At 36.4% G+C, this 11,025-nt stretch carries 14 protein-coding genes; 13 read left to right on the forward strand and 1 reads right to left on the reverse strand.

Features of this window, described 5'->3' with window-relative positions:
* Positions 1-35: 35 nt before the first annotated feature.
* The 12 genes from U859_RS0130055 to U859_RS0130115 all read left to right on the forward strand — a co-directional run bounded on the left by U859_RS0130055 (position 36) and on the right by U859_RS0130115 (position 9,819).
* Complete coding sequence (locus U859_RS0130055; RefSeq protein ID WP_025146904.1) at positions 36-902, forward strand: sensor histidine kinase; 867 nt, start codon at positions 36-38, stop codon at positions 900-902.
* An 8-nt stretch (positions 903-910) separates the two neighbouring features.
* On the forward strand, positions 911-1,615 hold the full coding sequence (locus U859_RS0130060; protein WP_025146905.1) for a response regulator transcription factor: 705 nt from the start codon (positions 911-913) through the stop codon (positions 1,613-1,615).
* On the forward strand, positions 1,615-2,130 hold the full coding sequence (locus U859_RS0130065) for a hypothetical protein (RefSeq protein WP_025146906.1): 516 nt from the start codon (positions 1,615-1,617) through the stop codon (positions 2,128-2,130). Before U859_RS0130060 ends, U859_RS0130065 begins: the two co-directional genes overlap by 1 nt.
* Before the next feature lie 207 nt (positions 2,131-2,337).
* On the forward strand, positions 2,338-3,363 hold the full coding sequence (gene hemE, locus U859_RS0130070) for a uroporphyrinogen decarboxylase (RefSeq protein WP_025146907.1): 1,026 nt from the start codon (positions 2,338-2,340) through the stop codon (positions 3,361-3,363).
* A 45-nt stretch (positions 3,364-3,408) separates the two neighbouring features.
* A complete protein-coding gene (locus U859_RS0130075; protein ID WP_025146908.1) occupies positions 3,409-3,642 on the forward strand; it encodes a hypothetical protein in 234 nt (77 codons plus the stop codon).
* 13 nt (positions 3,643-3,655) lie between these two features.
* A complete protein-coding gene (locus U859_RS0130080) occupies positions 3,656-4,216 on the forward strand; it encodes a CopD family protein (RefSeq protein ID WP_029986310.1) in 561 nt (186 codons plus the stop codon).
* 52 nt (positions 4,217-4,268) lie between these two features.
* Entirely contained in the window at positions 4,269-4,835 is a 567-nt protein-coding gene (locus U859_RS0130085; protein WP_025146910.1) for a hypothetical protein, read from the forward strand.
* Positions 4,836-5,029: 194 nt separating this feature from the next.
* Entirely contained in the window at positions 5,030-6,187 is a 1,158-nt protein-coding gene (locus U859_RS0130090; RefSeq protein ID WP_025146911.1) for a hypothetical protein, read from the forward strand.
* 306 nt (positions 6,188-6,493) lie between these two features.
* Entirely contained in the window at positions 6,494-7,063 is a 570-nt protein-coding gene (locus U859_RS0130100) for an RNA polymerase sigma factor (RefSeq protein WP_025146912.1), read from the forward strand.
* The gene (locus U859_RS0130105; protein ID WP_025146913.1) at positions 7,044-7,799 is read left to right on the forward strand and encodes a hypothetical protein; all 756 of its coding nucleotides are present in this window, start codon (positions 7,044-7,046) and stop codon (positions 7,797-7,799) included. Before U859_RS0130100 ends, U859_RS0130105 begins: the two co-directional genes overlap by 20 nt.
* A gap of 117 nt (positions 7,800-7,916) precedes the next feature.
* Positions 7,917-8,702 (forward strand): outer membrane beta-barrel protein, encoded by a 786-nt coding sequence (locus tag U859_RS0130110; protein WP_025146914.1) that lies wholly within the window; start codon positions 7,917-7,919, stop codon positions 8,700-8,702.
* Between the two features lie 124 nt (positions 8,703-8,826).
* Entirely contained in the window at positions 8,827-9,819 is a 993-nt protein-coding gene (locus tag U859_RS0130115) for an ABC transporter ATP-binding protein (protein ID WP_025146915.1), read from the forward strand.
* Positions 9,820-9,829: 10 nt separating this feature from the next.
* On the opposite strand, the gene U859_RS0130120 is transcribed toward U859_RS0130115, so the two are convergent.
* On the reverse strand, positions 9,830-10,246 hold the full coding sequence (locus U859_RS0130120; RefSeq protein WP_025146916.1) for a hypothetical protein: 417 nt from the start codon (positions 10,244-10,246) through the stop codon (positions 9,830-9,832).
* A gap of 137 nt (positions 10,247-10,383) precedes the next feature.
* On the opposite strand from U859_RS0130120, the gene U859_RS0130125 reads away from it, so the two are divergent.
* Positions 10,384-10,944 carry a DUF4230 domain-containing protein gene (locus tag U859_RS0130125; protein ID WP_025146917.1) on the forward strand — a complete coding sequence of 187 codons (561 nt, stop codon included), beginning with the start codon at positions 10,384-10,386 and terminating at the stop codon, positions 10,942-10,944.
* Positions 10,945-11,025: the final 81 nt, after the last annotated feature.

The following is an 11,025-nucleotide window of genomic DNA, read 5'->3' on the forward strand; positions in this document are numbered from 1 at the left end:
AATCTGTGTAATCAACCCGAAGGAAAGATCGATAAATGAAGAAGTCTATAATTATATTTTACGCATTATTGCTTTACGCACTCGTTCAGCTCATTTCCTGGGGTACATTGGTGGTGCGTTTGCAACCAAGCCGCATGACGATGATTATGGGCGAAGGATCAGTGTTTTTATTTTTGCTCTGTATTGGTGGTTATTTCCTTCACCAGTCGTTAAAACGTGAAGATAAATTAAGAGAACAACAGCAAAATTTCCTGATGTCGATTACCCATGAGCTGAAATCTCCTTTGGCTGCGATCAAACTTTCTATCCAAACCATTGTTAAAAGAGATCTGGATAAAGCCCGCCAGGTATCGCTGCTTAACAATTCGCTAAAAGACATTGAACGGTTAGACGATCTGGTGGAAAATATGCTATTGGCAACCAAGATTGAAAACCGTTCGTACACTTTTCCGAAAGAGGAATTTAATTTTTCAGAACTGGTGTATAAAATTACAGATCGGTTGCAGGTTCACTCTTGTGGCAACGAACAACTGATAAGTGCCCAAATTCAGCCAAATTTGCAGATTATGGGTGACAAATTTGCCTTATCGTCAGTTGTAACCAATTTGATTGAAAATGCGGTAAAGTATTCAAGTCCATGTGACGAGATAAATGTGCATTTAAATAAGATAGATGGACATATTCACTTAAGTGTAATAGATAAAGGGCCGGGTATTTCAGATGCCGAAAAAATGTTGATATTTGATAAGTTTTACCGCGTTGGTAACGAGAATGTCAGAAAAGCGAAAGGAACAGGTTTAGGCTTGTTTATTGTGAAAGAGGTTTTACAATACCATGATGCAGATATTACAGTAAAAGACAATCTGCCCCAAGGAAGTATTTTTGAAGTAACATTTAGTTAATCTCAATTATGTCACAAAAATTAAGAATTCTATTGGTAGAAGACGAGGATCACTTGTTAGATGCTATCAAATTAAACCTCGAACTTGAGGGTTATAAAGTTCACGCCGTTAAAGATGGCAAAACCGCTCTTAAAATTTTTAAAGAAGAACGCTTTAATCTAATTATTTTAGATGTAATGTTGCCCGAAATGGATGGTTTCCAGGTTTGCGAAACAATCCGTTTAGAGAATGCAGAAGTTCCGATTATGTTTTTAACAGCTAAAAACACTTCAGAAGACCGTGTTTTAGGTTTGAAAAAAGGAGCTGATGATTATTTGGTTAAACCATTCAACTTAGAAGAATTAATTCTTCGTGTTGGTATCTTGGTTAAACGCAGTTTAAAATCTGATGATTTAAAAGAATTGAATTCTTATAAAATCGGTGATAAAACAATCTATTTCAACTCTTTCGAATTAAAACATGATGATGGTACCATCACACCGTTAACCAAAAAGGAAACGATGTTGTTGAAACTGTTGATCGAGCGTAAAAATGATGCCGTTTCAAGAGAGCAGATTTTAGAAACTGTTTGGAATTACGATGTTTATCCATCAACCAGAACGATTGATAATTTCATTTTAACATTCCGGAAATATTTCGAACCAGATCAAAAAAATCCGGTTTATTTCCACTCTATCCGTGGAGTAGGTTATAAATTTACCGATAGTCATTAATGTACAATAATAAAGGCAGGTATGCTTTAATGGCCGTTTTTGTGCTGGCTGCGTTGGTTTGTGTTTTTTACAATCAATATCAGTTGGCTGCCGTTTCGGGTGTGTTATTTGCCTTTGTTGTTTGGAGCCATTTTAAGCATAGTTCGGTGTTAATGGCTTCGAAACATTTCAAAAATAACGAATTTGGTAAAACCAGGGCCTTATTGGCTGAGGTTACAAAGCCTGAGCGTTTGGCAAAAAGCCGTAGGGGTTATTACGAATTTATGCAAGGCAATATGGCTTTGAAAGAACAGGATTACGATAAAGCCGAATATCATTTTCAGTTAGCCAGCCGTTTTCCGGTAGGGGGTAAGAATGAAAAATCGTATGTGCTGATCCATTTGGCTAACCTCGCTTTGCGGAAAAAAGACAGGGAAAGGGCAGAAGCCTATACCAAACTGGCCAAAGAGCTTGCCGAAACACAACGATCAAAAGATATTATTGTTAAAATTGAAAAAGAAATGAGCAAAATATAATATTAGTATTGTCATTTTGAATAAACGAAGCACCAGTTTTTGATAAAAAGGTACTTCGTTTTTTTTTTATTTATACATTTGCAAAATTAAAATTTTAGCCCGGTCGTCATGCTGAACTTGTTTAAGCATCTTTCCTTGGTTAAGACCCTAAATTAAATCCTATAGAAATTGGATCAGGGTGACGATACGCGATACCAAATACAAATCATGAAGAATAACCTATTTTTAGACGCAGCATTTTCAAAACAAACAGAACGCCCACCAGTGTGGATGATGCGTCAGGCAGGCCGTTTTATGCCGCAATATTGGGAAATTAAAAACAAATACTCTTTTTTAGAGATGTGCAAAACTCCTGAAATTGCAGCTGATGTGACGATGTTGCCTGTTGATTTGCTGGATATAGATGCCGCGATTTTATTCTGTGATATTCTGGTAACCGGTGAGGCTATGGGTGGCGATTTAAGCTTCACTCAAGGCGTTGGTCCTAAGTTTGCAAATCCTGTACGTACGGCTCAGGATATTGAAAACCTAAATGTTGATTGTTTAGATGAGTTACAATACGTAGCTGATGCCATTAAAGTGATTCAGCAAAGATTGAATGGAAACATTCCTTTAATCGGTTTTGCTGGCGCACCTTTTACGGTAATGAGTTATTTAATAGAAGGAGGATCGTCTAAAGATTTCAAATTAACCAAACTCTTTATACACAACCAACCAGAATTGGCGCACAAACTTTTGGCTAAAATTGCAAAAGTAACTGCAGATTATCTGAACCTTCAAATTGCTGCCGGCGTAAACGCTGTTCAAATTTTCGACAGTTGGGCGCTTGCTTTATCGTGGAACGATTATCAGGAGTTTTCACACCGTTATATTCAGGAAATTATTGCCAACCTCAACAGAAAAGATATTCCGGTGATTTCATTTTGTAAAGGAAGTTCTGTTTTTGCGCCGATTATGGCAGAAGCTAAACCAGACGTAATTTCGGTTGACTGGAATGCCGATTTATTGAACATTAAAAATGCTTTGCCAGCTGGCATTGCTGTACAGGGGAATTTAGATCCACATATTTTGTATGCCGATAAAGCAGTAATTAAAGCACAGATCCACAAATTGTTCGAACGCATGCGCGGTACCGAAGGATTTATCTTCAATTTAGGTCATGGTATTATGCCTGATATTCCTTTCGATAGCGTGAAGTATGCCATTGAGGTGGTGAAGGAGTTTAGGTATTAAACGAATCATTTGATTTTTGTATATTAGCTATATAACTCAAATAATATGACTGTTAAATCTTTGAATGATGAGGATAAACTGCCGATTAAACAATTAATTAGAGCAGTTAATAAGAAGATGGAGGATGTGCTAAGGGTTGTTGACGCTTTGAATTTAGGTAGAACTGAAGTGAAAGCAGATGGCGTTTATAGAACATTTAATGATGGTTCTTTTATTAAAGTATATGATGGAGAATTTAGGAAAGTAAGTGTGCCGAATAAGCGGATAAAACTTTTTTGATTTCAAGTTAAAAATGATAGAAACCTTATTGCCATATTACCAATATTTTAAAGCTGTACACATTGTGTTTGTAATTAGCTGGATGGCCGGTTTATTTTATATTTTAAGTCTTTTTATTTACCACACGGAAGCAAACGATAAGCCTGAACCTGAAAAAAGTATTCTCCAAAAACAGTTTGTTAAAATGGAGGCTACATTATGGAAGATTATTGCTACCCCCGCAATGATTATTTCCGTTTTGGCGGGTGCATCTATGTTAACTTTAAACCAGGGGCTGCTACAAGCCGATTGGATGTGGGTTAAGCTTGGTTTTGTTGTTGGTTTACTCATTTATCATTTCATCTGCCAGAACATCGTTAAACAGCTTAAAAATAATCAATATAAGCTAAGCAGCTTTCAGTTGAGGTTATGGCGTGAGCTGGCGACCATTTTTATGATTGCCATTGTATTTGTAGTGATTTTAAAAAACGCCATCAATTGGATTTATGGTTTAATTGGTATCATGGGCGTGGCTATGGCCATCATGATTGCCGTTAAACTCTATAAAAACTACCGTAAGAAGAACGGTGAGTGATTTTCTGTTATTATGGAAAATATGAAATACCATCATCATAGCCTAAAAAGTTATGTTAAAAGTATTTGGTGGCATATTAATAAGTTTAATTTTCTTAATTGGTAAAGCAGACGCTCAACAATCAGGGGCAAATGCAAAATTAGAATATTTCAGGCAGGCAAAAAGCTTTATTACCGAAGTTTACGGACTAAATTTAGAAATAAGAAAATTCATTCTAATTAGTGAACCTAAATTTGGTTGTAAAGAGGGGTATTTAGATTTAAGTTTTTTTGGTAAAAGCGAAATATCATCTATTAAGGAAGATATAAGTAAACCTAAGATCGAAAATTGGCAGCAGTTTCTTGATTTTAAAGGCAGTTGTTTAGGTCAGGATTCGCTAAATAGAATTCTCAAAAATAATTATCCCCGTCTGCATAACGGATGGGATTACCTCAACCGGTATTGTGGTAATGCAATTGCTTCAATTTCATCCCCGATTTTTTTGAGAAATTACGAATATTGTGTGTTTTATTCTGAATATTATTGCGATTTTAAGTGCGGAGGAGGAGAAGCTGTGATCTATAAGAAAGAAAATGGTAAATGGATAAAACTAAAGATAATCTGCAGTTGGATAGCTTGAAATTTGTTTTTACCACAAAGTCACTAAGGCACCAAGAATATTGTTTGTAATTAAAGCAGTGTAAAAAACTTTGTGTTCTTTGTGCCTTGGTGATCAACCAGCTAGCAATTTTGTTTCCTTTGCGTAAACTTCATATACTCTTCATTTAAATAAATCAAAAACTATTCTAAATTTGGGCGATAAAATCCAAGCACATGTTTACAAACACAGGTCTGAAAAGGACCTCACTACTAATAACTTTTCTTTTCAGTTCTTATTTTGCTTCGGCACAGTTTAATCAATCGGCTTTTGAGAACCGGATCCGCCCCGATAGCAGCTTAACAAACGAGGTTCACTTCAATTTTTATAATTTAAATTACGTTCGCAATTACGAGTACACCAACGATTTTCATGATGGTTATACTTTGTACGGAACGCAATTGCAACCGCAGATCGTTTATTACGCACATCCAAACCTCGCCATTACGGCAGGTGCTTTTATCAGAAAAGATTTTGGAAGGAACGGGATCTCCGATGCTAAACCTTTATTCAGCGTAAAATACCATAAACGTAACCTTACTTTGATTTTTGGAAGTTTAGAAGGAAATATTCAGCACAAATATATTGAGCCATTATACGATTTCGAAAGAACATTAACTACACCAATTGAATATGGAACGCAGTTATTGGTAGAGCGTAAGAAATTTACTTTAGATGCATGGATTGCCTGGCAAAAAATGATTTATAAAGGTGATCCGGCTAAAGAAGAAATCATCGGTGGTTTATCAACCGAAAGTTTTTTAATCAAAAATGATGACTGGAAGTTGAGTATTCCTGCTCAGTTTTTGGCTTTTCACCAGGGCGGACAGATTGATGTTTTAAAAGAAATCCCGATTACAACGATGTTTAATGGCGCAACGGGTATAAAACTGCATAAAGACATTAATACTAATATTAAACAGGTATATACCGATAATTATATTGCGGTTTACAAAGATTTCTCTCCGGATAAAAGAAGGGCCTACCAGGGTGGCTTCGGTTTATGGTTAAATGCCGGGGTAGAAAGTAAATGGGGAAGTTTAGTGGCTTCTTACTGGAAAGGCAATAACTTTATTTCGATTAAAGGGATGCCGCTTTATGAGTCGGTTTCAGATAATTTGTATAGTCCTGGGTTAAGACAAAGCTCTAGAAACATTGTTTCATTGCGTTATGCTTACCAAAAAGAACTGATCCCGCATTTATACCTTGATGTACGTTTCGAACCGCATATTGATTTAGACAATACCGATAAACAACTTCAGTTTAACCACTCGTTCTTCTTAACTTATAAACAGGATTTTAAATTGTTTAAGGTGAAAAAGGATGGAAGGTAGAAGGTAGAAAGGTTGAGGGTGATTTAACTAATCCATTACAAGCCCTGTAGGTTTTAAAATCTACAGGGTTTATTATTTTTAATGGTTGTAGGTTCTGACTTCACGTCAGGACTTTGCGATACATCCCCAAAAGATACTGCATGTTCATTTTCAAATAAAAAATCTATATCTTTCTTGAAAATTATTTAAACTATATCTTGTTGATAGTCAATTAGTATTGGAATAATTTTAACTTTATTTAACTTTTTTTCTCCCCCCCATGCAACCATTGTTTGTAATTGCCCATCTTCTATATACAAACACACAATGAAATTGACGCGAAGCTATACGATAAACGATTTGATGGAAGGCTGCAAAGCTGGCGACCGGAAGATGCAGGAGCTGCTTTATAAGCAAACTGCATCGAAAATGTTGGCCGTTTGTATGCGCTACGCCAAAGATAGGATGGAGGCAGAAGATGTGCTGCAGATGGGCTACATCAAAATTTTCCAAAAAATAAAGGAGTATAGGGGCGATGGCTCTTTTGAGGGCTGGATTAGAAGAGTAATGGTGAATACCGCAATTGAAAGTTACCGTAAAAATTTACGCAGCTTAAATGTAGTGGAGATAGATGAGGCTTACGAACAACCATCAACCGGATTTGATTTTGGCACTTTAGGCATGCAGGATTTAATGAAGGTAATACAAAAACTGGCCGATGGTTACCGCATGGTTTTTAACATGTATGTGATAGAAGGTTATTCGCACAAAGAAATTGGTGAAACGCTTGGTATCTCAGAAGGCGCGAGTAAATCGCAGTTATCGAGAGCAAGGGCAATATTAAAAGAAGAAATTATAAAAATGGAGGGATTTGGTTATGCAACCTATACGGGATAAGGATTTTGATCAGTTATTTAAGGATGCTTTTGCTGATGCTGAAGTAACACCATCGAGGGATTTATGGAGCAATATAGAAAGCGAAATAACACCTAAGAAAAAAAGGATCGTTCCCATTTACTGGTTATCGGCAGCTGCTGTGTTATTGATTGCTACGATCGGGATTTTGATTTTTCAAAAGCAAAATAATACCAATGAAACTAAACAATTGGCCAGTAACACAATTGAAAAGCCAAAGCAAACGGTTGAGGTGCCAGTTGTAAAAGATCAGCTACCTGTAGTTATTGAACCGGTTAAAAATGTTGCACCAATTTTGCCTGTTGAGGTTAAACCAGCAAGGGCTATTGCCAAAACAAAGGTTATACAGGATGTTGTTAAACCTGTTGAAAAACAACGTATTGTTACTGCACCAGAAATGCAAAAGCAGGAAACTATGATTGCACAGGTTGAAAGCCCAAAAAATGATATCAAAGCACAAATTGACGCCGCTATTCTTTTGCAGCCTAAAGTGGATATGGTAACGGCAAGCAATCCAACAACGCTTAAAACTGATGAACCTATTAATGATAACGAACAAAGCAAAGGGATCCGCAATATGGGCGATGTAATTAACATCATTGTGAACAAAGTAGATAAGAGAAAAGATAAACTGATCCAGTTCCGTACCGATGATGATGATTCTTCTTTATCATCGATCAATATTGGTCCTTTTAAAATTGGAAAACGGAAAAAGTAACAGTTTTCAGTTTACAATTAACAGTTTTTAGTTAACAGTATCCAACATTTAAACTTTGCAACATTACAACTTTAAACCTTTCAACATTACAACATTAAAATAACAAACACACATAATATGAAACGTCTAATATTTACAGCACTTTTGGTAAGCGGACTTGCCGGTGTTATGGCTCCAGGAGCATTTGCTCAACAGGATAGTACTGCTAAAAAGAAAATTGATTATAGCGAAGGACACGGAATTATCTTAAAATCGAAATCAGATTCAGTAAAAAAAGGCCGTTTTGTAGGCGGGATTACTTTCACAAGGATTGACTGGGGTTTCTCGAGATTAATTGACAATGGAAGTTTTAATTTATCTCCAAATAACGACTTTTTGGATTATAAAGGCGGAAAAACCAGTACTTTCTCTTTCGATATTTTGCAGTTCGGCTATCGCTTTAACTCTAGTTTTAAAGTGTATGTGGCAGGTGGTTTCGACTGGACTTTGATCCGTTTGAGAAAAGACATTACCATTGCTAAAAACTCAAATGAGTTTGTTTATACTGATCAATCGCCGGTACATTTCTCTAAAAACCGTTTCTCCAGCAGCTATGTGCATATTCCATTAAATTTTGAATTCCGCACCAATGAAAACAAAAACGGTAAAAGATTTTACCTGGTTTTAGGTCCGGAGGTTAGCTTTTTGTTAAACGGAAAAATTAAACAGATTAGCGAAGAACGTGGTAAAGAAAAACAATATGATAGTTACCATTTTCAGTCGGTTCGTTACGGAGGTACCGTTAGATTTGGGTACGGAGGTTTAGGATTGTTTACCAAATATTACTTTAACGATATGTTTACCACCTCACAACAAGCTGGCTTAAAGAATATGAGTTTCGGAGTTACCTTCGGATTAAATTAAAACACAGCAACACACAAATAAAACAGATCCTGTTTCGGTTAGGCGAGACAGGATTTTTTGTTTAGTCTCATTTACCTTAAACCTTCTACCTCAAAACCCTCTACCTTTTTCTTATCTTTACCACGTGAGCAATACCCTAATCAGCGTTAAAAATTTAACCAAGCAATATCAGGCAGAACAGGCCGGTGGAATCAAAAATGTAAGTTTCGATATTAAAAGAGGCGATGTAGTGGCCATTATCGGCGAGAGCGGTAGCGGAAAATCAACTTTATTAAAATCGATCTATGGGCTGTTAAAAACTGATTCAGGTGAAATATTTTTCGAAGATCAAAGGGTTAAGGGGCCGGATGAACAACTGATCCCCGGACACAAACAGATGAAAATGGTTACGCAGGATTTTTCGCTGAATATTTATGCAAAAGTGTACGATAATATTGCCTCACAGCTATCGAATACCGACCTGAAAACCAAAGCCGAAAAAACGATTCAGATGATGGAGCACCTTCGGATTTTACCTTTACAGAATAAAAAAATCATTGAGCTAAGTGGGGGAGAGCAACAGCGTGTGGCTATAGCAAAAGCCATGGTTGCCGATACGCAGGTTTTACTTTTAGACGAACCATTTAGCCAGGTTGATGCTTTACTTAAGAACCAGCTACGTGCAGATATTAAACGCATCGCTTCAGAAACAGGAGTTACCGTTATTTTGGTTTCGCACGATCCTGCTGATGGTTTATTCCTGGCCGATCAGTTACTGATTTTGAAAAATGGCGAACTGTTACAGACCGGAAAACCAGCTGAAATTTACCAACACCCCAAACACATTTACACCGCCCAAATTTTAGGTAATGCGGTGGTTTTATCAAAAGCTGATGCCGAAAAAATTGGGTTAAAAACACAAAAAGATTCGGTTGTGTTTTACCCTGAATGGGCCGAAATAAATAGCAACTGGAGCAGCAGACGTTTTGAAGTTAAAGATGTGTACTATAAGGGTTTCTATGATGAATTACTTTTAGAAAGAAATGGTGTAAACATCCGTGCTTTACAGCTGAACAGGGGAGAGCATAAAAAAAACGACCACGTTCAGTTGAACATCAGTCGTTTTTTAGAGTTTTAAATGTTTTTACTTATTGAGATGAAGTTACAATTACAACCCTTAAACCAATTGGAGCAGTGGGTTTTGTTGGTGTAAGTACATTATCTCCAGAAGTTTGAATATCAATAGTTATTGAACCTCTTCTTACAATATAGCTGTAAGCTTGTGCATCAAATACCATTGGTAATTGTTTATATTCAGCAACAGAATTATTTGGATAGATATAAACTAGTATACCATCATTTCTAAAAGTTGCGTCATCAATTTCTGGAAAATTAATTGTCGTAGATAATCTTGTATTGTTTTCAGAGTAAGTCCATTGATTAGCGTTAATAACTGTTTCAATTGTCTGATTTGGAAGTCCTGCATCAGGAACAAGAACCTCTTTCTTGCAAGAAGCCAGACCTAGTGTGGCGATGCAAAGCATTAGAATGGTAAGTTTTTTCATTTTGATTAGTGTTTATTTGTGTGTGTGATCTAGCTATTACAAATCTTTTGCCAAAAAAATATTATTCTTGAATTATGGATTAATTATTGTGCAACAGATTAAATACACAACATGTTGAAACCTTATTTTTTGATCATATGAAGATCTTTTTCCGTCTCTTACCCTGGTTAATTTTAATCGTTGCGGGGTATTTATTTATCTCCAAAAAGTTTAGCATCAATACCACGGTTGAAAGCAAACATCAGCTTCTGGTAGAGAAAATCGAGACAATAGGTAAACTGGAGCTGGTGAGGTACCAGATCAGCGATGTTTTGGAACATAAAAATAAAACAGATTTTTTACCCGAAGCCAGTGTTTTATTAATTGTAAAAGCCGAAGCTGTAGGCTGTATCGATCTTACCAAAATAACCCGCGAAGATATTAGCATTGATGCGGACACTGCTGTAGTAAATTTACCACAACCCGAAATTTGTTATGTAAAAATTGACCATAAAAACTCACGTGTTTACGATACAAAAATGGCTTTCTTCCGCGAGGCCAGTTTGGTAGATGAAGCTTATAAAGCTGCTGAAAGACAGGTGACTGCAGAGGTTAACAAATCGAGTATTTTAGCACAGACTAAAACCAATGCCACAACGGTGCTTAAACCAATTGTTGAAGGTTTGGGCTATAAAAATGTGAAGTTTACCTTTGAGTAGGTTTAAGGCTGAAGGTAGAAGGTTGAGGGTGTAAGGTTCATAGCAACCTTCATACATAGTGTCGTCCTTTAGATTTGTTTT

The organism is Pedobacter jeongneungensis (assembly GCF_000633455.1).
Taxonomy (GTDB): Bacteria; Bacteroidota; Bacteroidia; order Sphingobacteriales; family Sphingobacteriaceae; genus Pedobacter; species Pedobacter jeongneungensis_A.

Bases quoted from the DNA above. Each gene is read 5' to 3' on its own strand.
- U859_RS0130055 (WP_025146904.1), top strand. From the start codon at position 36: ATGAAGAAGTCTATAATTATATTTTACGCATTATTGCTTTACGCACTC.
- U859_RS0130060 (WP_025146905.1), top strand. From the start codon at position 911: ATGTCACAAAAATTAAGAATTCTATTGGTAGAAGACGAGGATCACTTG.
- U859_RS0130065 (WP_025146906.1), top strand. From the start codon at position 1,615: ATGTACAATAATAAAGGCAGGTATGCTTTAATGGCCGTTTTTGTGCTG.
- hemE (WP_025146907.1), top strand. From the start codon at position 2,338: ATGAAGAATAACCTATTTTTAGACGCAGCATTTTCAAAACAAACAGAA.
- U859_RS0130075 (WP_025146908.1), top strand. From the start codon at position 3,409: ATGACTGTTAAATCTTTGAATGATGAGGATAAACTGCCGATTAAACAA.
- U859_RS0130080 (WP_029986310.1), top strand. From the start codon at position 3,656: ATGATAGAAACCTTATTGCCATATTACCAATATTTTAAAGCTGTACAC.
- U859_RS0130085 (WP_025146910.1), top strand. From the start codon at position 4,269: ATGTTAAAAGTATTTGGTGGCATATTAATAAGTTTAATTTTCTTAATT.
- U859_RS0130090 (WP_025146911.1), top strand. From the start codon at position 5,030: ATGTTTACAAACACAGGTCTGAAAAGGACCTCACTACTAATAACTTTT.
- U859_RS0130100 (WP_025146912.1), top strand. From the start codon at position 6,494: ATGAAATTGACGCGAAGCTATACGATAAACGATTTGATGGAAGGCTGC.
- U859_RS0130105 (WP_025146913.1), top strand. From the start codon at position 7,044: ATGCAACCTATACGGGATAAGGATTTTGATCAGTTATTTAAGGATGCT.
- U859_RS0130110 (WP_025146914.1), top strand. From the start codon at position 7,917: ATGAAACGTCTAATATTTACAGCACTTTTGGTAAGCGGACTTGCCGGT.
- U859_RS0130120 (WP_025146916.1), bottom strand. From the start codon at position 10,246: ATGAAAAAACTTACCATTCTAATGCTTTGCATCGCCACACTAGGTCTG.
- U859_RS0130125 (WP_025146917.1), top strand. From the start codon at position 10,384: ATGAAGATCTTTTTCCGTCTCTTACCCTGGTTAATTTTAATCGTTGCG.